The sequence below is a fragment of the Paenibacillus sp. 23TSA30-6 genome (genome assembly GCF_014858585.1).
In the GTDB taxonomy this organism is placed as follows: domain Bacteria; phylum Bacillota; class Bacilli; order Paenibacillales; family Paenibacillaceae; genus Paenibacillus.
On sequence record NZ_SLTL01000028.1, the window covers coordinates 45941 to 69038 of the forward strand.

The window sequence follows — 23098 nt, forward strand, 5'->3', positions numbered from 1 at the left end:
TGACGCAGCCATATACTTGATATAAATCAACTATATTATTTTAGTTGATATATGTCAAGTAATTGACTTGAATTATTTAATTTATCAATTAAGGTTAGGTGAAATAGGATGAATGATGATCGACACAAAAATACACCAAGAGGACAACTGGAACTGGAACTCGGCGAGCAAATCAATGCCCTCATAAGCGCCTCACATGCGCTAAATGTCAAAACTGCAGCACGTTTCGATCCTTCAATACAACCTGCGGGTTTCCATATTATCCGTTGGCTGTACTCATATGGCCCAACAAGCGCCACTACGCTGGCGGAATCAACAGCTATGGATCGCAGTTCGGTTAGCCGACTCGTCAAACAACTTGAGCTTTTGAGTTATGTGAAAAGGGAAACCTCCCCTGATGATCGTCGAGGAATACTTCTATCCCTCACTGAGCTTGGACAACAAAAGACGATTGATGCTCTAAAAGAGAAAGAATTTGTATTTTACGAACACATTTCAAGATGGGACGATGAACAACTTGAAAATTTTATCGGAATGCTCAGGGACTTTAACGGATTTGATCACAAGTAACAGCTCCATTGATCATGAGTGTTAAGGAATGTGATGTTTAACTTCAAGAAGGGAGTCTATCTTCTTATAAGGCAAATTGGAAGGTGCTTAAGATGAGTGAACCCACATTGAAGAAGGCGATGGATATACTGGAGTTTCTAAGCCAAGATCGGGAAGCGCGGCGTTTGTACGAGGAACGGCAAAAATTTCTGCATGACGAGGCTTCTGCTCTTGAATAGGCTACGGAAAATCCCTCAAGCCAATTCAAATGTACTGTAAAAGTTGAATGACCGCCTTTTAAAAAGCTGAAGTAAAACTAAAACAAACGCCGTGCCCTCATTCAAGAGAACATGGCGTTTGCTTTTCATTAAGAAAGTAGGGCCTTCTGTGACCAAAAGTGTGATCACAAGGGAAAGCAGAGCTGAATTCAAAACAAAAAAACGGCATTTCTGCCGTTTTTCTAAAGGATGGACTCTCAGGGACTCGAACCCTGGACCAATTGATTAAGAGTCAACTGCTCTACCAACTGAGCTAAGAGTCCATATTAAAATTTGGTGGAGCCTAGGGGGATCGAACCCCTGACCTCATCGCTGCCAGCGATGCGCTCTCCCAGCTGAGCTAAGGCCCCGTTTTATGTAATTTCAACATCTGTTTGAAGCGACTCCTATATCATATAAAATTTTCACCCCTGTGTCAATACTTTTATAAAAAAATATAACCTTCTCACCATAAACCAAGACACAGTCAGCGATCAGTCGCTGGCTGTATCTTTGGATAACAGTGTTTTCAGTTCTTTCATAAACATGTTGATGTCTTTAAACTGCCGATAGACGGACGCAAAGCGTACATAGGCCACTTCATCAACAGGATAGAGCTGTTCCATGACCAGCTCGCCGATCTGCTGGCTGTCCACCTCTGTAGCGGCTGTGTTACGAATGGCGTTTTCCACCTGAGATACGATCATATCCAGTTGCTCTACGGATACGGGACGCTTCTCGCAAGCCCTAATGAGACCGCGCAGCATTTTATCACGGCTGAACTCTTCACGGCTGCCATCCTTTTTAATGACCATGAGCGGGGTCTCCTCCACCATTTCAAAGGTGGTAAAACGCCTAGCACATTGCTCGCATTCGCGACGGCGACGGATGGACTTGTTGTCATTCGCAGGCCGCGAGTCCAGTACCTTTGTTCCATTGTAGGCACAGTACGGGCATTTCATAAATTCATCACTTCCTTTTTCCAATAAATTCTCTATACTTTTTTCGTAATAATTTTGTCAAAACGGTTCATAATATGTTTACCAAGTCGCGAGGAGGTGAACAACAATGGCACAAGGAAACAATGGCAACTCCAACAACCTGGTAGTCAGCAGATCCACCGGCGCTCTGGAGCAAATGAAATTTGAAATCGCTCAAGAGCTGGGTATCAGCATTCCTCAAGATGGATACCAAGGTAACATGACTTCCTATGAGAACGGTTCGATCGGGGGCTACATCACAAAACGCCTCGTAACGATCGCCGAACAACAATTGGCAGGTCAATACCAATAATCGCGGTAATAATGCAAAAATAACAAGAAAAAGTGTACGGATGGGCTGCTAAAAACAGCCTGTCCTGCGCTTTTTTCATTTTAATGCCATCAGGCTCATTGTGTCATGACATATTTACACGCAGCCTCGCCATCCATTAAAACTGATTATAAATTTTCGTGTATTGCCTGTAGTAGTAAATAACCCGCTGTACATAATGTCGCGTCTCGCCAAAAGGGATTTGCTTGATGGATTCTTCTTTCCCATCCCATACGCCCTTGTCGAGCCACTCCTGCACTTTACCGGGGCCTGCGTTGTAAGCCGCAACGGTAGCTACCGGATTATCCTTAAATTTCACCGACAGGTTATGCACATACCAGGTTCCAAGTTCAATGTTGGTACCCGGCTCGTGCTTGACGCTATCCAGCGGAACCTTTTGGATCTGGGCGCTGTCCATAATCCAATTCGCAGTATCGGGCATGATTTGCATGAGTCCCAGTGCACCCTTGTGCGACTGCTTGCTGGTCTTAAAGTTCGTCTCAACACGGATAATGGACGCCACCAAAAACGGGTCCACTTCATACGTCTGCGAATATTGCCGAATCTCATCCTTATATTGAATCGGATAGAACCACGACATCCAGTTTGAATTAAAAAACAGAATCAAGACAAACCCGACAAACAAAGTCAGCAGGACTCTTTTTTTGCGCAAAATATTCATGCAAGTCCCTTTCGCTGCCAGAATTGATCAATTTGCAGTTTTGTTTCGGCCTGTGTTCCGCTATTGTCGATGACAATATCGGCCAGGCTTCTTTTGTGTTCAATATCCATTTGCGAAGACAACCGAAGTCCTGCTTGTTCCTCGGTCAATCCGTCTCTGAGTATCAGACGCTGGAGCTGCACATCCCGTGGTACGTATACCACCATAATTTCATCGTACAAGCTCTCTAATCCGGACTCATACAGTAGCGGGATATCTGCCAGAACGAGCTTGTCCGGATGTTCCCGCTCGTAAGATTCCATACGCGTGCGCATTTCCTCACGAATCGCGGGATGTGTAATATCATTAAGCGCCTGCCGCTGGACAGGGTCCCCAAATACAATCTCGCCCAGCTTTTTGCGGTGCAGAGTTCCGTCACTGTTCATCACAGCTTGTCCAAAATGCTGTATGACCGCCGCCAGCACCGGATGCCCCGGAAGCATCACTTCCCGGGCAATGGCATCTGCGTCGATCAGCAGCGCACCCTTGGCGACTAGTAGAGCCGACACGGTGCTTTTACCGGTAGCAATACCTCCGGTTAATCCGATATTCATGCTCTTTCACCTCATAACAGCTTCAATATGCCCATCATAATCAGTAATAATGCCGGTAACACACCCAGCGCTTTCATAAATCGAAATGCCGACAGACAGAAACCTGCTTTCATACCCGCAATCAAAAATGTTCCGCTGAATAACGCAATAGCCAGCGCGGTAGCAAGTGGCTGGAAGCCCAGCATAGCTGCTCCCAATCCCGCACCGAACGCATCAACCGATAAAGCGATACCTAACCAAACCGCCTCCATAGCGGAGATACTGCCCGAACGGTCCATATCCGCAGCAGACGGACTTCGGAGAATCCGAATAACAAGACCCCATTTGCGGAATTCCAACGAAAATACGGTCCGTTCCTCTTGTACTTCTTCAGATTTCTCCCCTGCCAGAACATTACTGTTCTCAGGATCGGGCTCATCAATCAGATCCTCCTTGCGATGCAAAGATTGATACAAAGAGTAGCAACCAATTCCAATCAGGATAACAGCGCCAAAAACGGTCGTATATACAGGAGACAGAACCTGGGACAACAATGCGCCTAGCTGCATGGATATGCCGATGACCAAACCTGAACATACTGAAATGATGACAATGGATAGCAGTGGAATTTTCATTTTGCGCAGCCCATACGTAACACCGACTCCAAAACTGTCCAGACTTAGTGCAAATGCCAACAGCAGCAGGGCCCCCCAATGATTAGCCACTCCAATTCCCTCCCATTGCGAAGGCAGGGCCTTAAAGCAGCCGGAACCCTTCGCAGTATTGGTACTTGGAATCAATATATGAGAGGTATGGGCTTTGGGTGACTGTACCTGCTTAGCGCAGAGGCTGGCAGACCGGACAATGATGTGTACCACGTCCGGCTACGACGGATTTTTCGATCAATGTACCACAGTTAACACAAGGCTTAACGCTGCGTCCGTAGATTTGCAATTGATGCTGGAAGTCGCCCGATTGGCCTTGTCCGTTGACGAACGATTTGATGGACGAGCCTCCGACCAAAATCGACGCGCTCAGTGTGGAGATAATAGCTTCGTGCAGCACACGAAACTGGTTGTCATCCAAACTTTTAGCCGGCTGTGCCGGATGTATACCCGCCTTAAACAACGACTCATCCACATAAATATTCCCGATGCCCACGACATATGACTGGTTTAACAACGCCGCCTTGATCGAAGTCGAACGGGTCCCCACAGCTGCGCGAAGTGCCTCCGGTGTAAAGGACTCGTCCATAGGCTCCAAACCGAGCTTGTTCAGCGGCTTCTCCAGTAAATCCTGTCCTTCCGTAAATAAATGCATCGTGCCAAATTGGCGAACATCCTGATAGCGTAATTCCGTACCATCCGTAAAATGAAAGATAACGTGAGTATGCTTTTCCACAGGATCATTTTGCGAATACAGGCCGTATCGCCCTTCCATTCTGAGATGGGAAACGAGTACCAGCCCATCCAGCAGAATCCGCAAAAACTTCCCGCGTCTCTCCACTCCTGTAATCCGATGATCAGCCAGTTCCATAGCAAAAGCGTGTATATCATCAGGCCGCTGAATGATGCGCGGCAGATTCACAGTCACATGATCTATATGTTTATCGACGATAAGCTCGTTTAACGTTCGTTTAATCGTTTCTACTTCCGGTAATTCCGGCATGATGTCTTCACCTCATCCTATATTATAACGGAAGCAGCGTTAAAATGGGACTATCTGCTCATTGAAATAACTTATTTCGCTTCATACCAATTGCTTCCATAGCTAACTTCCGCTTTAAGCGGTACGGACAGCTTCAGCGCCGCTTCCATCGTAGCCGGGACAAGCTCTTTCATCGTTTCCATTTCCTCCGGCGGAACTTCGAAAACAAGCTCATCATGTACTTGAAGCAGCATACGGCTGCGAAGATTACGTTCGCGAAGCGCCGCGTCCATCTGTACCATCGCCAGCTTGATAATATCGGCTGCGGTACCCTGAATCGGCGTATTCATTGCGGTACGCTCCGCAAACGAACGCAGGTTGAAGTTGCTGGCATTAATCTCCGGCAAATAACGTCTGCGTTCCAGCAGCGTTTTTACGTATCCGTCCCGCTTCGCATCCTTCACAATATCATCCATGTAACGGCGGACGCCCTGGAACACGTCAAAATACTGGTCAATAAAGCGAGCCGCTTCCTTGCGCGTAATATTCAGGTTTTGCGACAAACCGTAATCACTGATCCCGTAGACAATCCCGAAGTTAACCGCCTTGGCAGAACGCCGCATGTTAGAATCTACGTCTTCCGCAGGGATGCCGAACACATCGGACGCGGTCTTCGTATGAATGTCCATATCGTGCACAAAGGCTTCCTTCAAGCGCTCATCATCCGAAATATCAGCCAGCACTCGCAGCTCGATCTGCGAGTAGTCCGCCGCCAGAATAGACCAGCCCGGCTCGGAAGGCACAAATACCTTGCGAATTTTACGTCCCTCTTCCAGACGAATCGGAATATTTTGCAAATTCGGAAACTGGCTGCTCAAGCGTCCTGTAGCCGCAACCGTCTGCCGGAAATACGTATGCAGCTTGCCCGTTTTATCTGAAATTTCCTTAAGTAATCCTTCCACATACGTGGATTGGAGTTTCGCAATCGTACGATACTGCAAAATGTTTTGCACAATATCATGATATGGGGCGAGCTTTTCCAGTACCTCAGCATCGGTGGAGTACCCGGTTTTCGTCTTTTTGATAACAGGAAGGCCCAGCTTATCGAACAAAATTTCACCTAGCTGCTTGGGCGAATTCAGATTGAACTCTACACCTGCAATGATGTAAATCTCGCGCACCAGCGTTTCAATCTGGGCTTCAAATTCTTTACCCAAAGCGCGCAGTTCTTCCACATTCACCAAAATGCCCTGCTTCTCCATATCCGCCAGAATCCGGGACAACGGCATCTCCAGCTCATGGAACAGCTTGTGCATTTCCGTTTTTTCCAGCTCGGCCTGCTGTACAGGCACCAGCGCTTCAATCACCGCCGCCTTGCGTGCCACATGATCGGACAGCACATCCACGTCAGGTACTTTATATTTAGCGCCTTTGCCGAATACTTCATCGTCCGGACGAATCGAGGACAAGCCATGCTTGGCTGCCAATCCGCTCAGTGACTGGTTTGCATCCGTCGGGTCCAGCAAATATCCGGCCAACTGTACATCGAACTCCGCCCCGGCAAATTCAATCCCGTGCCAATGCAAGGCTAAATCCGTACGGTGCAAATCATGCCCCCGCTTTTTGCGCTCAGCATCGGCGAGCCATTCACGGACAGGCTTGGCTGCATCAGTTTGTAATACATCCAAGGTCATAAAAAACTGTCGCCCCGCTCCGCCAAAGACCAAACCCACAATTTCAGCATGATGCGGATTGTCGCCATGGGTCTCTACATGTAGCAGATCGACGGTATCCAGTACATTTACCAGCTCGCTAATCCGCTGTTCGTCCAATACGGTCACGTCAGCCGCAGCTTCCTCTACGTCTATTCCAGCACTGCCAACCTCGCCCGAAAAGGATAAACGCTCTAGCAAGGACTTGAACTCCAGCTTCGCCAGCGCAGGTCCCGCCGTTTCAGCTTGCAGCCCACCGAAGACGACATCCTCCAGTTGCTTGTCCAGCGTTACATCCCGATAGATGGTCGCCAAATCCTTGCTCATCCGTGCATTATCTGCATGCGTTTCGACGCGCTCTTTCATTTTGCCTTTCAGCTCATCTGTATGCGCCAGCACCTCTTCCACCGATCCATACTGGTGCAGCAGCTTGAGCGCTGTCTTTTCCCCCACACCCGGAATCCCGGGAATGTTGTCTGATGTATCGCCCATCAGACCCTTGAGGTCGATAATTTGCAACGGCTTCAAGCCGTAACGCTCCTGAATCTGTTCAGGTCCGTATGTCTCCACCTCGGTAACCCCTTTGCGGGTCAAGCCGACAGTGACGTTGTCCGAAGCCAACTGAAGCATATCCTTATCTCCGGTAACCACCAGCACGTTAAGACCAGCTTCGTCCGCGGTTTTAGACAGGGTTCCAATGATATCGTCCGCCTCATAGCCATCCAGCTCAAACTGGGCAATGCCAAAGGCGGTCAGCAGCTCTTTCAGCAGCGGGAATTGTTGTGACAGCTCCGGTGGTGTTTTCTCCCGTCCACCCTTGTAATCCTCGTATCCTTTATGGCGAAACGTTATTTTTCCGGCATCAAAGGCAACCAGTATATGCGTCGGCTTGTGCTCCTCCAAAAGCCGTAGCAACATTGTTGTAAATCCGTACACTGCGTTCGTCTGCTGTCCGCTCGAATTCGTTAACGGCGGCATAGCGAAAAACGCCCGGTAAATGATACTGTTGCCATCTATAAGCATGAGTTTATCCATTTAGCACCTCGCAAGTTCATCAATGCATTCGAAAGGTTCTTTCGTTTTACGCATTCCTTTTCCTATCTTAACATAAAGGCTCCTTTTTCAGAAAAAAACGGCTGTTTCCTAGCCAGATTCGCCTTTTGCACAAAGACAAGTCTGGGTCAGAAACAACCGCTATATACTTAAAAAGCCCTACTGGTTCAAATCCGGCCGCTCCCCTGTCACGAGATATACGGTGCTTTCACCGATATTCGTTGCATGGTCACCAATCCGCTCAATATATCGTCCAACGAGCAGTTGCAGCATGCCTTGTGGAGCTTCCTCAGGCTTTTCTACCATAAACACATAAAGATTGCTGATCATATGGCTATACATGGAATCTACACGATCATCCTCTTTGGCCATTTTATAAGCCAAATCTGTATTTTCATCCAAATAGGATGTAATGGCGTCGTCAATCATCTCTTTAACAATCGAAGCCATCTGTGGAATATCCACCAGCGGCTTGATGACCTGCTGCCCTTCCAGACGCAGCGTGACCTTGGCAATATCGAGTGCCAAATCCCCCATCCTTTCCAGATCACTGGAAATTTTAAAAGCAACAATGATCCGGCGTAAATCCTTGGCTACCGGCTGCTGGGTAATAATGAGCTTGGAACCCATATCGAGAATGTTCTCTTCCAGCGCATTGAGGGATGCATCATTTTTGACCACCTGCTGGGCCAATTCCGTATTTTTGGTCTGCAAACATTCGATGGCCTGATCGAGTGCCTTCGATACATGTGCACCCATTTCGCGCAGTACGGCTCTCAGCTCATCTAATCCTTCATCAAAACCTTTTCTGCGTATCATTTCGAAGTCACCCCTCCTGGCATTACTAATCTGGTTGGCTTTAGCCGAATCGGCCGGAAATATAATCTTCCGTACGGGAATCTTGCGGCGTGGAAAACATCGTCTCTGTATCCGCCGCCTCTACCACGACACCGTTCAAGAAAAACGCAGTTCGACCGGACACACGAGCCGCCTGATGCATGTTATGCGTCACCATGACAATCGTATACCTGTCGCGCAGCTCTTGAACCAGTTCTTCAATCTTCATCGTGGAGATCGGGTCCAGCGCTGACGTTGCCTCATCCATGAGCAGAATATCCGGCTGCACAGCAAGCGCCCGGGCAATACACAGACGCTGCTGCTGTCCACCGGACAAGCTCAGGGCTGAACGCTTGAGAAAGTCCTTAACCTCTTCCCAGAGTGCCGCCTGCCGCAAGCTTTGCTCAACAAGTTCATCCAGCTTGTCCTTTTGCCGGACTCCGTGCAGACGCGGGCCGTACGCCACGTTATCATAAATAGATTTAGGAAACGGATTAGGCTGTTGAAAAACCATTCCCACCTGCTTGCGCAGGGCTTCTACTTCCATCGTATCGCCATATATATCCTGACCTGCGATACTCACCGTTCCTTCAATACGCGTTCCTGGGATCATATCGTTCATCCGATTCAGCGTACGCAGCAAGGTAGATTTACCGCAGCCGGACGGCCCGATGAAGGCTGTTACCGTTTTTTCAGGAATATCCAGGTTTATATGTTTCAGCGCTTGAAAATTTTCATAATACAAGTTCAGCTTATCAATCCGAATAACGGAATCATTCATTGATTTATGATCTCCTTCGTGTTGCAGTTATGGTCCTCAAGCATTGCACCTGATTTGCACAATATGAAGATTATATAAGCTGTGTGTAAATTCAGTGTGGTGGATTTGTTAACGGTATGTAAAATGATCAGGAATTCAGCATAAGCTCCAGCTCCTGTGCAATCCGAGCTGCATTCAAAGCCGCTTCCTCTGCGGAACGGGACATTTCGTTGTTTTTGGTCTCAATTTCAGCAACGGCCTGCAACAGTTGGGTAAACGTTTGGGTTCCAGCGGATATATACCGGGAGCCGCTATTAATCTGCTGCATGCTCGTATCCGTCAGATCGGCAGTGTCACGCAGCATTTGTTCAATATCTGTAAGCAAGCTTGTAATCTGTGCGGAAAAGGCTTTCGTCTGAAGTGACATATTCCGCACCTCCTGAGACACGATCTGGAAGCCACGCCCATGTTCGCCGGCATGTGCTGCTTCAATTGAAGCGTTGATCGCCAGCAGTCCACTTTGATCCGCAAGTGCGCGGATGGAGGAAGCCATGCTTGCAATGTCATTCAGCGATTGGGTTAGCGCTGTAATCTGCTCATGCTGGCGCTTCATTTGCTCTGTGACTGCACGATAGGAAAGCAGAACATCTTCCAGTTCTATTTTGCCACGACGTGATAATTCACTCATCGAACGGGTTAGACGCACACTGTCACCGGCCTCTTTAGCGGCATCCAGCACAGTTGTCTGAATCCGATGGGCACCATCATAGCTATGCCGAACCACGTTACTCCGATGCTCGTCCGCTTCTCTTTGCATTCGCTGAACAACCGTCAGGATATCACGAATCGTCAGCACGCCAAGTAACCTCGTCCCCTCCTTAATTAACAAACAATCGTAAAATTGTTGATCTTCGCGTAGCATCGCCTGCTCTACAATGTCCGATGCCGGGCTTTCCAGATCCACAATTAATGTATCGGGGTCGGCAAATATCGCCGCAGGCTTGTCATAAAACAGAGCCGCAGCAAACCTGCCCGTAAAATGTCGGTTATACGCATCTCTCATAATAATGCCCAACGGAAGGCCATTTTTATCAACGACTATGACACAAGGAATGTCTTTTTGCGTTTTCATAAGTGCTAACAGTTCTTTACAAGACATATCCGTACCAATGATCGGAACCTCCCGGCACGGCACGTAGGTGGTAATCGGCTTGTTGGATTCACGTTCAATCACGGCGGTGGAACTCGGCTGGGTCTTTGGTTCCGTTATCATCGTTCTGAAGTCCCCTTTTTTAACTACTTGGAGTGACGGGAACATCATATCGGTCATTTGTTGATTGTAACGTCTGTTTATGTTAACGAAACGTAAAATCACAAAATGTACACAAAAATCGTCGAATACAAAAATCAAACACAAAGAAAAACGCTCCTCATTTATAGCAAATGAGAAGCGCTTCTTTTTTTATTAACAACCAGCTTGTATCCAACTCCGCGAATCGAATCAATATGAACCGAATCGGGGTCCAGCTCCAGCTTCTTGCGCAATGAGCTAACATGCACATCCACCGTCCGTTGACCGCCGATATAGTCAAAGCCCCAGACCGCGTTCATCAGATCGTCGCGAGTCAATACCACGCCTGGCTTACGGGACAAGTAGAGAAGCACCTCAAATTCCTTCGGTCTTAAGCTTATGGATTGTCCTCCGAGAATCACTTCATATTTTTCAGGATAAATCTCCAGCTCGCCTAATTGAATTTTGGAGCCGTCTTTCTGATCGGACAGCACGCCTTCATCCCCCCCGGAAGTACGACGCAGTACCGCCGTTACGCGGGCCAGCAGCTCGGAAACACCGAAAGGCTTCGTAATATAATCATCTGCTCCTGATTTCAATCCTTGGACAACCTCGGCTTCGCCGTTTTTGGCCGTTAAAATAATGATGGGTGTTGTCAGTCCCTGATGGCGTAGTCTGCTCAAAATATCCAGTCCGTTCATACCGGGCAGCATCAAATCCAGCAGGATCAAATCGTAGGACTCTCTGGAGGCTTTTTCAAACCCTGCACTGCCATGATCCTCCGTATCTACTTCAAACCCCTCTTGTATCAAATTGTAGGATAGCAATCTGGCAAGCGTTGGTTCATCCTCAATAACCAGCAAGCGTTGTCCCATAAATAAATTCATCTCCTGTTTACCTTTTAAAGGCGCATTGGTCAAAATTCCAAAATCTTTTCCAAACTCATGCGACACCCGTATATTTTATCACGACATTGTTAACAGAATGTAAAAACCGATCTAGTTCATTCTTCCTGTTGCAACAACGGCAATTCGATTGTAAATGTGGTGCCCAAACCAAGCTCGCTTTCTACGGAAAGCACCCCATGATGCAGATCCACCAAATGCTTGACGATAGACAATCCCAGGCCGGTTCCACCCGAGTTACGCGAACGTCCTTTGTCCACCCGGTAAAAGCGCTCGAAGATGCGTGGCAGGTCCTTCTTCGGAATCCCGATGCCCGTATCGCTAACCGTAAATACGACCTTCTCCGTGTCATTCTCCCGCTGTTCCGTTACAACCTTGATTTTCACCTTGCCACCGTCGAGTGTGTAGTTAATGCCATTAGACAGAAGGTTTACAAAAATCTGCTGGAGCTTATCTTCATCCGCCTCCATAAACAGTTCATCCGGGACATCCATATGCAGCGTAATTCTCTTTTTGGCAGCTACATTATTCAGCTTTTCCAGCAATGATTCTATAAACGAGGACACATGGACCGGAGAGCAATCCAGCGGAGAACGCTTGGATTCAATTTTGGACAGCTCTAGAATGTCGCCGATCAGCCGATTCAGCCGTTCGCTTTCATCATAGATAATTTGCAAAAAAGAACGGGATGTTTCCTCATCCTTTACCCCGCCACCGAGCAACGTCTCGGCAAAGCCCTTGACTGCGGCAATCGGCGTTTTTAGCTCGTGGGAAACATTCGCCACAAATTCGCTTCGCATATTTTCAAGCCGCCGAATAGCTGTAATATCCTGCAATAGGAACAGCATGCCGCGATATCCGCCTTCATCCTCATACATCGGCACGCCATCAAGCAGAATCAGCCGTTCCTCGGGATTATACAGATGAACCTCACCGTGCAGTCTTTCGCGGCTTTGTATACTACCCTCAATCAGCTTCGTCAGCTCGTAGTGCTTTTTCAGCTCATGATACGGCTTGTCCGTCACCCGTTTGCTAGTAACACCGAGCATCCGCTCAGACTCACGGTTCACAAGCGCAATGCGCTCCCCGGCATCAATCATGAGAATCCCTCCGGTCATATTGCTCATGACGCTCTGAAGCAAATCCTCATTATCACGTATCGTTTTCATTTGGTTTTGCAGGCTGTCCGCCATGCGGTTAATGGCATCACCCAGTTGTCCTACCTCATCCCGGCGCTGTATGCCAACTCTTGCGTCATAATCCAGCCCGGAAATACGATTCGCTACGCCTGTAATATGCTCAATAGGCGAGGTTAGACCACGTGCGATACGGTAACTGACCAGTCCAGCCGCAAGGAATAACAAGACCAGATCAATGCCAATTGCCGTCCAGCCACGCTGCACACCTTCCTCCACTGCCTTCAGATTCATGGACAAACGAATATATCCGTCGAACCCCTTGTCGGATACGACAGGCTCTGCCACGTACAGCATATTCCGCTGCAAAGTTTCACTGTAGCGTATGGTTCGTCCGATTCCTTCCGACGCGGCTTCTTGGATTTCTTCACGTGATGCATGGTTCTCCATCTTGCGCGGATCACTTAGTGAATCACCAACCACCGTTCCATCCTTGCGAATGAAGGTCACCCGTGATTCGGTCAGATGGGCAATTTCCTTGGCCTTTTCCGAATAATAGGAGACGTAATCGGTACTGGAAAGAGCGTCTGCGCTGACAAAAGGAAATGTAGCCCGAAGCAGGTCGATCTCACGCCCCATATTTTCCTCAAGCACCTTCATGTTCGAGTTTTTAAAAATTTGTCCCATGGTGATTCCGGCAGCCAGGACAGATACGCCGATCAAAATCAGCATAATCAAGGTAAGCCTGAAACGAAACGACTTCATAAATATGCCCATCCTTTAGTTGAGTAGAAATTTTTATGATCATAACAGCTGTAAGTTAAATCCCATTCTACAGGCTACCTGCTTTTTGTTCCACTGTTAAAAAGGAAAAAAGGTCAGGGCACACGTTGCCCCAACCTCTCTCTTACCCGTTGACGACTTCACCGCCGTTAATATGAATGACCTGCCCACTTACATAAGATGAATCATCCGAAGCAAGGTACACATAGGCTGGCGCCAACTCTTCCGGCTGACCGGGACGTTTCATCGGCTGCGCGCCTCCGAACTCACTGACGGTCTTGGCATCAAAGGTCGAAGGGATTAGCGGTGTCCAGACCGGACCCGGTGCTACAGCATTTACCCGAATGCCTTGATCTACCAAATTGAGCGAAAGGGAACGGGTGAATGAAGTAATCGCCCCTTTGGTGGATGAATAATCAATGAGTGTCTTGTTCCCGGCATAGGCCGTAATCGAGGTGGTATTCACGATGGCGCTGCCTTTCTTCAAATGCGGCAATGCCGCTTGCGTCAAGAAGAACATGCCGAAAATGTTCGTGCGGAATGTGCGCTCCAGCTGCTCTCTCGTGATATCCTCCAGCTTCTGCTGTGGATGCTGCTCTGCGGCATTGTTCACGACAATGTCCAGCTTACCCAGCTCGTTAACCGTCTGTTGAACTGCTTTTTTGGCAAATTGGTCATCTCCGATATCGCCGGGAATCAGTACGCATTTGCGGCCCTCCTGCTCTACCTGGCGCTTTGTCTCCTCAGCATCCTTATGCTCGTTCAAGTAGATGATAGCTACGTCCGCACCTTCTTTGGCATACGTGACAGCTACAGCCCGTCCAATTCCACTGTCTCCACCAGTAATAAGTGCGACTTTGCCTGTTAGTTTGCCAGCCGCCTTATAGGTAGACTTCTCAAACTGAGGTGCGGGCGACATTTTGGATTCAACCCCCGGTTGCTGTTCTTGATGCTGCGGAGGCAAGGTTTGTTGGGTTTGATTGCTTTTGGCCATCGTGCATTCTCCTTTCAAGATTAGATATTTTATAGGATGCAACATTTGCACCCACTCTACTCCTGATTTACCACACGCACTTGTACGTTAAACGAAAAAGGAGCATGAAGTTCGTTGTACGCATAAAAAAACGGCTTGTGCTTATTCAGCACAAACCGCTTTTTTCAATTTAGCATTTGACATCATTCGATTGCAGCCACTCGCAAAATGCTTAATTAAATAATATGGCTGTATACCATTAAAAACGTAATCAAGATCATGAAGACGGCAAGCAGTGTACTGAACATACGCATTTTTCCAGCGTATTGCGTAATGGGCTGTTGGTTACGAATCGCTTCCAGCGACAACCGTAACGGCTTGCCCATAGCACCTGCGATGCCTGAAATAGCGAGAAACAGCAGCAAGACGACGACGATCCAGGCCACTGAATATGGACCCCAAGCAAAAATCATATAGATACCGCTAACAAGCACAAGGATAAGTGCGAATTGAGCCAAACGGTTCAATAGCTGAACAGCCGATATCGTCCCTTCCTGCACGGTGGGAGCCAGCTTGTCGATTTTACCAACCACGAAGGGGAGCAATAAATAAAAACCCATCGCCAGCGAACCGATCATGTGAATAAAAAACATTCTTTACAACCTCCATTTCTTTGTTGACCTGCAAATTCATTTTTTCCATAGAACGATCATATTCCAACGAGTAGACTACCATCATTTCAGTGTTTTGGGACATGCTTTTCTATGTAACTATCAATGCATATGAACTCTATTATACCGGGGAAGTGGATCAAAGCAAAGGAAGACGGTGAGAAAAGTTTCAGCTAGGGTGGAGTGCTGGAGAGGCTCCGCGAACGGAACGTTGCTACCATCGCTGTTGTCTCCGGATTCTATTGAATATATTTGATAGGGTATAAATCCGGAGACAAAGGCGAGCGCTTACGCTTGTCCGCAATCGTTCCGTCCGCTCCGCCAGTGCCAGCAAACCCAAGCTGAAATTTTCAAAATTAAAGGAAAAGGAAGAAAACAAATAGATTACTTATAAAGCGAAAAGAGGTGTCCTCCAGCCATGACTATGGCTTTGGGACACCTCTTCAAGTAAAGTATACCGTTTTAATAGGTAGGCGAGCTTATACGGTTACTATTTTAATTACATTGCGGACTGATTCGGCGGATTGATCAAGCGCTACTTTTTCCTCGTCGGTCAATTCCAGCTCGAACACCTTTTCGATACCATTACCACCAAGAAGTGTCGGTACGCCGAGGAACAAGTCCTGATAACCGTACTCTCCCTCCAGATAGGCAATGACCGGGATAATACGTTTTTTGTCTTTTACAATCGCTTCTGTCATCTGCGTAAGCGAGGCTGCCGGGGCATAGTATGCGCTACCGTTGCCCAGCAGGTTAACAATCTCCCCGCCACCGACACGCGTCCGCTGTACGATCGCTTCGATACGTTCCTTCGAAATCAGGGTTTCGATAGGGATACCACCAACGCTGGAATAGCGTACCAGCGGCACCATATCATCACCGTGACCACCCAATACGAAGCCACGCACGTCTTCGACGGATACGTTCAGTTCCTGTGCAATAAAGGTACAATACCGAGCCGTATCCAGCACACCAGATTGGCCGATGACCCGATTTTTCGGGAAACCGAGCGTCTGGTATGCGGTATAGGTCATGGCATCGACCGGATTACTCAGAATAATGACAATAGAATCCGGCGCATACTTCTTCACGTTTTCACATACGGATTTTACAATGCCTGCATTCGTATTTACCAAATCGTCACGGCTCATGCCTGGCTTGCGCGCAATCCCCGCCGTAATAATGACGATATCCGAGTTGGCTGCATCCTCATAATTGGAAGTGCCTGTGACCTGGCTGTCAAATCCCTGGACCGGACTGGCCTCTAAAATATCAAGCGCTTTGCCTTTGGTCGGATTCTCAAGTTGCGGAATATCGATCAGAACGATATCACCCAGCTCTTTTTGGGCCAGCAGCAATGCGGTAGTGGCACCGGTAAAACCGGCGCCAACAATGGATATTTTTTTGCGTTGAATGGTCACTTGGCATTCCCCTCTCTACAGGTTACTAATAATGGTATCTGCAAACTCGGAGCATTTCACTTGTGTAGCGCCTTCCATCAGACGAGCAAAGTCATACGTTACGATTTTCTTATTAATGGACGTTTCCAGTCCTTTGTAAATCAGGTTTGCCGCTTCGTGCCAGCCCAAATGCTCAAGCATCATCACGCCGGACAAAATAACGGAACCAGGGTTTACGACATCCTTGTCAGCATATTTTGGCGCTGTGCCGTGTGTAGCTTCAAAGATAGCATGCCCAGTTACATAGTTAATGTTCGCACCTGGTGCGATACCAATTCCACCGACTTGAGCAGCCAGCGCATCGGACAGATAGTCTCCGTTCAGGTTCAGTGTAGCAATGACATCAAATTCGGAAGGACGAGTCAGCACTTGTTGAAGTGCAATGTCAGCGATCGCATCCTTGATGATGATTTTGCCTGCATCTTCTGCTGCTTTTTGAGCTGCATTTGCCGCATCTTCACCATCTTTTTCCTTGATTGCATCATATTGAGCCCAAGTGAATACTTTATCTGCAAATTCTTCCTCAGCCACTTCATAACCCCAGTTTTTGAAGGCACCTTCGGTAAATTTCATAATGTTGCCTTTGTGCACGAGCGTCACGCTCTTGCGTCCGTGGTCAACAGCATACTGAATGGCTGCACGCACCAGACGTTTTGAACCCTCGGAGGAAACCGGCTTGATCCCGATACCTGACGTTTCAGGGAAACGGATTTTGTTCACACCCAGCTCTTGCTGGAGGAACTGAATAACTTTTTTCACGTCCTCGGAGCCTTCGGCATACTCAATACCAGCATAAATATCCTCGGTATTCTCACGGAAAATAACCATGTCCACCAATTCAGGACGCTTCACCGGAGACGGAACACCGTTAAAGTAGCGAACAGGACGCAGACATACGTACAGATCCAACTCTTGACGCAATGCTACGTTCAAAGAGCGAATGCCGCCGCCAATCGGTGTCGTAAGCGGCCCTTTGATGGCTACAATATACTCACGGATGGCTTCCAAGGTATCGTTAGGCAACCACTCGCCGTATGTATTGAAAGCTTTCTCACCAGCGAATACTTCATACCAGGCAATCTTTTTGGAACCGTTATATGCTTTATCTACAGCTGCGTCCAGTACGCGCTTGGATGCTTTCCAGATGTCGCGGCCTGTGCCGTCGCCTTCGATAAACGGAATAACCGGATAATTCGGAACCTGTAGTTGACCGTTATCAATCGTAATTTTTTCGCCTTCAGTTGGGAGCTCAAACTTTTCAAATTTCGCCATAAGTTCCTTTTCCTCCTCAGATATGAATGGGTACAGGGCGAAAGACGTGATCTTCATCATAGACAAAAACACGCATCTCTCGCCGTCCCTTCTATTGTACCTTATTTTTTTAATTCAGGGTATATAGCCTCAATGTTCATACAACAAGTGATTAGCGTAATTCCGGAGACACATACTTTTGGTCAATCGGACCTGTGTATTCAGCGCGCGGACGGATCAGACGATTATTTTCGTACTGCTCCAAAATGTGCGCAGTCCACCCCGATACACGACTCACGGCAAAGATCGGTGTGAACAGGTCTCTTTTGATACCCAGTTGGGTATAAACAGAGGCAGAGTAAAAATCAACATTCGGCTTCAATCCCTTTTGTCCTGTCACAATTTCCTCGATTCGAACCGAAATATCGAACAACGTCGTATCGCCGTTCATTTCGCCCAATTCGCGGGACATTTTGTGCAAATGCTTGGCACGCGGATCACCGTTTTTATAGACACGATGTCCAAAGCCCATAATTTTTTCGCGGTTATCCAGTTTGGTCTGAATATACGAATCCACCTGATCCAAACCGCCGATTTCCTCCAGGGTTTTGGCAACAGCTTCGTTGGCTCCGCCATGCAGTGGTCCCTTCAAAGCTCCGATTGCCGACGTAATGCCGGAATAAATATCGGATAGTGTTGCTACCGTCACGCGTGCAGCAAAGGTCGATGCATTCAATTCATGATCGGCATGCAGCACAAGAGCCTGATTGAACGCTTTGATAGCCGTCTCTTCTGGGTCTTTGCCAGTAAGCTGATACAGAAAGTTTTCGGCGATAGAAACACCTTTCTTGGGCGCAATCGGCTCCAGCCCTTCGCGCACACGCGCTATGGCCGCCACAATTGTGGGCAATTGCGCCTGAAGCTTGACGGTTTTGATCACATTGGCCTCTCTCGACATATCATCCGCCTGTGGGTCATACAAGGCAAGAGACGATACGGCTGATCTCAGGGCAGCCATCGTGCTCAAATCTTTCGGGTACAGCTTTAATTGAGTAATAATTTCATCCGGAATGGCAGCATATTCGCTTAATTGGTCGCGAAGCTCCTGCAATTGGGCTTGATCAGGCAATTTTCCGAACCACAACAAATAAGCTACCTCTTCAAAAGCGGCGTTAACAGCCAAATCATCAATGTTATAACCCCGGTACGTGAGAACGCCATCTACGATAGAGCTTATGGAGGAAGTGGTCGCTACGATCCCTTCCAGACCTTTAGTCGCTGTCATCGTTACATCTCTCCTTTGTAAAAACATTGTGAACGGACTTGCAATGTAAACATTTTCAAAAGTAAGTTTTGCCTTTTAAATAAATAAGTAATGTTAACGCCATATGTCAATATTTAAACCTTCTTTCACTATACTGGATTTTGTCGTTTATGTGAACATTCAGGGCTATTCCGACACATTCAAATGTTTTATCGGGTTCATAAATAAATTTTTGAAACCCCTTACAAAATTTATTATTCCATTTGCACTTTTTTACACAGGTCTTGTCTCACCCCCTTCTTGCATATGTATAGTAAAGCACTTATTTCATGGAATACAACTGTAAAAGAAAGGAGCCGTGAGAGCTTGAGCCGGTTGATCCTGAATCGCATATTTCGCGCTCTGTGGGTCGCAGTCGTGACTGTAGCTCTGTTGCTGGGCATATACGTGCTGTTCCCTCTCATCTATCCCTTCCTGTTCGCCTGGGTTGTGGCCTATGCCATGAATCCGCTGGTCCGCTTTCTGCGCAGCAAGGCCCGCATGCCACATTGGATGGCTGTCACGGTCTCGTTATTTGTATATTTAGGCGGAATCGCCGTTGTCCTCTCTGCGGCCATAACGCGAATGGTTCGAGAGGTTATTAGACTCACTATGACCTTTGACGGGCATATTGAACATTTTAAAAGCCTGTTTATCGACTGGACTCAAAGCGATCTGATTCAAAATGTAATTAATGAAATTAACCATTTTATCCGCAATAACCCCGATTACTACCATACAATTAACAGCAATATTGATAAAACAACCCAGACGGTTAGCTCTGCTGTCACCACACTGGTTGCCCAATTTTTTAATGGTATTCTGAATTTGCTGACCTCTCTGCCTAACATGGGTGCGGTGCTGATGGTTATTGTATTAGCGGCATTTTTTATCAGTAAGGACTGGGACCAACATAGCCAAATGTTCTCGAATACGGTTCCTGATACGATTCGCAAGCCCATGTCAGGGATATGGCACGATCTGCGCAAGGCGTTGTTTGGTTATTTACGTGCACAGTTTATTATCATCTCCATTACCGCGGTGATCGTCATTATTGGACTGTTCATTTTGCGTGTAGAATCCGCCTTCACCATCGGTTTGATGATCGGGCTGGTTGATTTGCTTCCTTATTTAGGGGTTGGCATTGTGATGATTCCGTGGATTTTATATGCATATATGTCGGGTAACTTGGCATTAGGGGTAGGATTATCGATCCTCTATATCATCCTGTTGGTGGGACGGCAAATTGTAGAACCTAAAGTACTGGCCAGCAGCGTGGGTTTGAACCCGCTTCCCACCCTTATTGGGATGTTCATCGGGCTCAAGCTGTTTGGTGTGTTGGGATTGATTATCGGACCTGTGTCTCTCATTGTAGTGGACGCGCTCAATCGCGCCAATGTCATTCAAGACTTGCGCAACTATATTCTCGCCGGAAGAGTACGTTAAGATCATGTGAGTAGGAAAAACGGTAGCTTACGTCAAAACCGCCGAAACGTAATACTGCCATTTTTCATTTTTTTCTCAAGCCATTTCAATAAAAAGCGTCGATACAACGCACGGGTCAAAGGGAAAACCAGCGTAAAACCGATAATATCCGTTAAAAATCCGGGGATAAGCAGCAAGCTTCCGCCAAAAAAAACACATAGTCCATCCAGCATTTTGCGGCCGGGCATTTGCCCCCGATTCATTTCATTTTTCGCATCAGCAATGACCTTGCGGCCTTCAAATTGCATCATGGCGGCTCCAATCAGGGTTGTCAGAATGATCAGCAGAATGGTTTTACCCGCTCCAATCCAGTGACTTACCCATATGAACCCGTACAACTCAGCCAGAGGGATAAGCAACAGCAACAGCCATAGACGTTTACGCATCATCACGCTTTCTCTCCCTCCACGCCTGACATCGCAGATCGTAGCGCGGTGTACAGCTTAGGCAGCACCTGATCCAGTCGTACGGGCTTCCATTCAGTACTCACCCATACGTGGCGTGTCACCCCGGTTACGAGCAGCTCTCCAGGCAGTGTGTCTGCCTGTGTCCACACCTTTCCAATCTGGCTTTTATGGTCCTCAGCCGTTACACGCCGGACCTCATAAGTGTAGTTTAGACGTAGTCTGGAGAAGTCCGTAATCGCGGTATAAATGGTAATCAAATCATCATATCGGGCAGGACTCACATATTTCGCATTGATTTCGATAACGGGCAGCAGAACACCTTGTTCCTCCATGCTCCGATAGTTAAAGCCTGCCTGCCGGATCATTTCCGTACGCCCGATCTCAAACCAGTTCAGATAATTGGCATGGTACACGACCCCCATTTGGTCGCTTTCCTGATAACGGACACGCAGCGGCGCTCCATACCAGCGTAATTCCGTTTGTTTCTCCTCTTGTGTCATACAAGCTCTCCTATCTGTGTGCATCTTTATCTCTATTTTTGCCCTCTCTCCATTAAACCATATTTACCGCCCCGGAACAAAAAGAGGGCCGAACCGTGATGGTTCCGCCCTCCCAAGCATTTTATAATGATGGCTTTATCATTTTGGCAACGGCTTGGACAATTTGTAATATCCGCTTTCCGAAGCCGCATTCAACAGACTTTTCGCTTGACTTCCTGCCCAAGCATAACCGAGTCGTCTCTCCTCACTGATTTTCATGATGTCAGTATACTTTTTGCCATCCCGGTCTGAAAAGAAGTACTTATTGTCTTCCACATTGTAGAAACGATACCACATTACGCTCGATGCGTCCTTTTGGAAAAATTCCGGACCTTGACGATTGTATTTGATACCGTCGATCCGATTAGTGTCAAACCATTTCAAGGCGCTCTGAGCTGCTTTTTTCACCTCAGCCGTTTGCGGTTGGGACATCAAGAAGGCAGTGATGCCTACAGATTCCGTGGTTGTTTTGGAAGCAAGCTCAAATGCCCGGGCTTCAACAGATGCATAAGTAACCGGATCATGCTGTGCACCCCAGATCGTCGGTGTACCATTATTTACAATTTGAGACTTAATTGCGTACTGGATGCCTTTGTTTAGCGCTTGCTGAAGTCTGGAGCGATATGTATTGTCCAGAATATCGCTATCAAACGGCTGCTTCTTGTTCGCAATATCATCCGCCAACACCATAACTCTAACCATTGCATCATCGTTGTAAGTTACGGCATCAGAATAATTACCACGTTTAGGGTATACTTGCGGCCAGCCACCGGAGGAATATTGAGAGGTTAGAACGAAGTCAACTGCTTTTTGTACACTGTCCTTAATGTCTTTATTTTTTGTTTTTTTGTATACATCCGCCAAAAAGCGAATTTCAGTTGTCGTAGCCTCATTATCAAATGTTCCCAGCTCTACGCCATCCTTGCTCTTCCAGGTGGAGCGTGCAGCTTTACCGTCCCACTTGGATTTATAATTCTTTTCCATAGCTTTGAAGAATCCGCCATGCGGCAATTGCCACGATACGATATTCAAGGCCAGTTTGGTATCCTTAGATACATCGCCAGTGGAAAATTTACTAAAATCACGGTACTTATCCAGCAAACTGTCCGTACTGGCGCTGGCGAATGGTACGATAGAATTTTTGTAAATGGCCGTATCACCATACACTGCTTGGGTAACATTCACCCCCGCATCAGCTGAATCCTGTTCCGCTGCCGCCCACGAAGGGTTAGCAAGTCCTGTTGTTACTGTAATCGCCAATCCTGAAAGGGCGATCCACTTGACAGATTCTTTAACATTAAACCTCATTCAAAACCTCTCCTTTAATATGATTATGGGTACCTCAGAAACTATTAAACACATGTATTATATGAAATTATACCCAAATAATCAATATATTTTATTATATACAAATGAAAGAGTTTACTAAACTAATCGAGTAGGAGGCTACCCATTAACTGAGTAGCCGACCTCTCACACCACCGTACGTACCGTTCGGTATACGGCGGTTCAAC

22 protein-coding genes, 2 tRNA genes and 1 pseudogene are annotated in these 23098 nt (G+C 47.3%); 4 read left to right on the top strand and 21 right to left on the bottom strand.

Translation table 11 applies throughout. The features are described from left to right. Positions 1 to 108 precede the first annotated feature (108 nt). Positions 109 to 570 (top strand): MarR family winged helix-turn-helix transcriptional regulator, encoded by a 462-nt coding sequence (locus E0698_RS21165; protein ID WP_134910407.1) that lies wholly within the window; start codon positions 109 to 111, stop codon positions 568 to 570. 68 nt (positions 571 to 638) lie between these two features. Continuing rightward, positions 639 to 785: pseudogene (locus E0698_RS27115) on the top strand (PD-(D/E)XK nuclease family transposase); the annotation flags it as partial. 232 nt (positions 786 to 1017) lie between these two features. Here the strand turns inward: E0698_RS27115 and E0698_RS21170 are convergent. The 3 genes from E0698_RS21170 to nrdR all read right to left on the bottom strand — a co-directional run bounded on the left by E0698_RS21170 (position 1018) and on the right by nrdR (position 1768). After that, positions 1018 to 1090: transfer RNA gene (locus tag E0698_RS21170), tRNA-Lys, on the bottom strand. A gap of 11 nt (positions 1091 to 1101) precedes the next feature. Further along, positions 1102 to 1177 (bottom strand) — tRNA-Ala (locus E0698_RS21175). 123 nt (positions 1178 to 1300) lie between these two features. Beyond that, the gene (nrdR, locus tag E0698_RS21180; protein WP_013309614.1) at positions 1301 to 1768 is read right to left on the bottom strand and encodes a transcriptional regulator NrdR; all 468 of its coding nucleotides are present in this window, start codon (positions 1766 to 1768) and stop codon (positions 1301 to 1303) included. Positions 1769 to 1874: 106 nt separating this feature from the next. Here nrdR and E0698_RS21185 point away from each other — a divergent pair, with 106 nt between their 5' ends. Then, positions 1875 to 2099 (top strand): alpha/beta-type small acid-soluble spore protein, encoded by a 225-nt coding sequence (locus tag E0698_RS21185; protein ID WP_134910408.1) that lies wholly within the window; start codon positions 1875 to 1877, stop codon positions 2097 to 2099. 136 nt (positions 2100 to 2235) lie between these two features. Here the strand turns inward: E0698_RS21185 and E0698_RS21190 are convergent, their stop codons facing one another. The 15 genes from E0698_RS21190 to citZ all read right to left on the bottom strand — a co-directional run bounded on the left by E0698_RS21190 (position 2236) and on the right by citZ (position 19135). Continuing rightward, positions 2236 to 2799: a lytic transglycosylase domain-containing protein gene (locus E0698_RS21190; RefSeq protein WP_134910409.1), complete on the bottom strand. Its 564-nt coding sequence runs from the start codon at positions 2797 to 2799 to the stop codon at positions 2236 to 2238. Beyond that, complete coding sequence (gene coaE, locus E0698_RS21195; RefSeq protein ID WP_192512831.1) at positions 2796 to 3392, bottom strand: dephospho-CoA kinase; 597 nt, start codon at positions 3390 to 3392, stop codon at positions 2796 to 2798. The genes E0698_RS21190 and coaE overlap by 4 nt, the downstream gene beginning before the upstream one ends. A gap of 11 nt (positions 3393 to 3403) precedes the next feature. Beyond that, positions 3404 to 4096, bottom strand: a complete 693-nt coding sequence (gene ytaF / locus E0698_RS21200) for a sporulation membrane protein YtaF (protein WP_149095386.1) — start codon at positions 4094 to 4096, stop codon at positions 3404 to 3406. 112 nt (positions 4097 to 4208) lie between these two features. Further along, positions 4209 to 5039: a DNA-formamidopyrimidine glycosylase gene (gene mutM, locus E0698_RS21205; protein WP_192512832.1), complete on the bottom strand. Its 831-nt coding sequence runs from the start codon at positions 5037 to 5039 to the stop codon at positions 4209 to 4211. A gap of 71 nt (positions 5040 to 5110) precedes the next feature. Next, positions 5111 to 7765, bottom strand: a complete 2655-nt coding sequence (gene polA / locus E0698_RS21210) for a DNA polymerase I (protein ID WP_192512833.1) — start codon at positions 7763 to 7765, stop codon at positions 5111 to 5113. Between the two features lie 177 nt (positions 7766 to 7942). Then, positions 7943 to 8602: a phosphate signaling complex protein PhoU gene (gene phoU, locus E0698_RS21215; protein WP_192512834.1), complete on the bottom strand. Its 660-nt coding sequence runs from the start codon at positions 8600 to 8602 to the stop codon at positions 7943 to 7945. A gap of 40 nt (positions 8603 to 8642) precedes the next feature. After that, complete coding sequence (pstB, locus tag E0698_RS21220; RefSeq protein WP_149095382.1) at positions 8643 to 9401, bottom strand: phosphate ABC transporter ATP-binding protein PstB; 759 nt, start codon at positions 9399 to 9401, stop codon at positions 8643 to 8645. A gap of 127 nt (positions 9402 to 9528) precedes the next feature. Continuing rightward, positions 9529 to 10653: a methyl-accepting chemotaxis protein gene (locus tag E0698_RS21225; RefSeq protein ID WP_192512835.1), complete on the bottom strand. Its 1125-nt coding sequence runs from the start codon at positions 10651 to 10653 to the stop codon at positions 9529 to 9531. Between the two features lie 161 nt (positions 10654 to 10814). Next, positions 10815 to 11546 (bottom strand): response regulator transcription factor, encoded by a 732-nt coding sequence (locus E0698_RS21230; protein ID WP_010349065.1) that lies wholly within the window; start codon positions 11544 to 11546, stop codon positions 10815 to 10817. Between the two features lie 128 nt (positions 11547 to 11674). After that, a complete protein-coding gene (gene pnpS / locus E0698_RS21235; RefSeq protein WP_192512836.1) occupies positions 11675 to 13477 on the bottom strand; it encodes a two-component system histidine kinase PnpS in 1803 nt (600 codons plus the stop codon). A 142-nt stretch (positions 13478 to 13619) separates the two neighbouring features. Beyond that, a complete protein-coding gene (locus tag E0698_RS21240; RefSeq protein ID WP_192512837.1) occupies positions 13620 to 14489 on the bottom strand; it encodes an SDR family oxidoreductase in 870 nt (289 codons plus the stop codon). Between the two features lie 215 nt (positions 14490 to 14704). Next, a complete protein-coding gene (locus E0698_RS21245; protein ID WP_134910416.1) occupies positions 14705 to 15121 on the bottom strand; it encodes a hypothetical protein in 417 nt (138 codons plus the stop codon). Between the two features lie 497 nt (positions 15122 to 15618). After that, the gene (gene mdh / locus E0698_RS21250) at positions 15619 to 16560 is read right to left on the bottom strand and encodes a malate dehydrogenase (RefSeq protein ID WP_044648769.1); all 942 of its coding nucleotides are present in this window, start codon (positions 16558 to 16560) and stop codon (positions 15619 to 15621) included. Between the two features lie 15 nt (positions 16561 to 16575). Then, the gene (gene icd / locus E0698_RS21255; RefSeq protein WP_192512838.1) at positions 16576 to 17871 is read right to left on the bottom strand and encodes an NADP-dependent isocitrate dehydrogenase; all 1296 of its coding nucleotides are present in this window, start codon (positions 17869 to 17871) and stop codon (positions 16576 to 16578) included. 151 nt (positions 17872 to 18022) lie between these two features. Beyond that, positions 18023 to 19135 (bottom strand): citrate synthase, encoded by a 1113-nt coding sequence (citZ, locus tag E0698_RS21260; RefSeq protein WP_044648771.1) that lies wholly within the window; start codon positions 19133 to 19135, stop codon positions 18023 to 18025. Between the two features lie 345 nt (positions 19136 to 19480). Here citZ and ytvI point away from each other — a divergent pair, with 345 nt between their 5' ends. Further along, on the top strand, positions 19481 to 20599 hold the full coding sequence (gene ytvI, locus E0698_RS21265) for a sporulation integral membrane protein YtvI (RefSeq protein WP_192512839.1): 1119 nt from the start codon (positions 19481 to 19483) through the stop codon (positions 20597 to 20599). Positions 20600 to 20631: 32 nt separating this feature from the next. Here the strand turns inward: ytvI and E0698_RS21270 are convergent, their stop codons facing one another. The 3 genes from E0698_RS21270 to pelA form a co-directional block, all read right to left on the bottom strand. Then, positions 20632 to 21030 carry an FxsA family protein gene (locus tag E0698_RS21270; RefSeq protein WP_013309596.1) on the bottom strand — a complete coding sequence of 133 codons (399 nt, stop codon included), beginning with the start codon at positions 21028 to 21030 and terminating at the stop codon, positions 20632 to 20634. Continuing rightward, positions 21027 to 21545 carry an acyl-CoA thioesterase gene (locus E0698_RS21275; RefSeq protein WP_192512840.1) on the bottom strand — a complete coding sequence of 173 codons (519 nt, stop codon included), beginning with the start codon at positions 21543 to 21545 and terminating at the stop codon, positions 21027 to 21029. The genes E0698_RS21270 and E0698_RS21275 overlap by 4 nt, the downstream gene beginning before the upstream one ends. 138 nt (positions 21546 to 21683) lie before the next feature. Next, positions 21684 to 22892, bottom strand: coding sequence for a pectate lyase (gene pelA, locus E0698_RS21280; RefSeq protein WP_192512841.1), 1209 nt, complete (start codon positions 22890 to 22892; stop codon positions 21684 to 21686). Between the last annotated feature and the right edge of the window lie 206 nt (positions 22893 to 23098).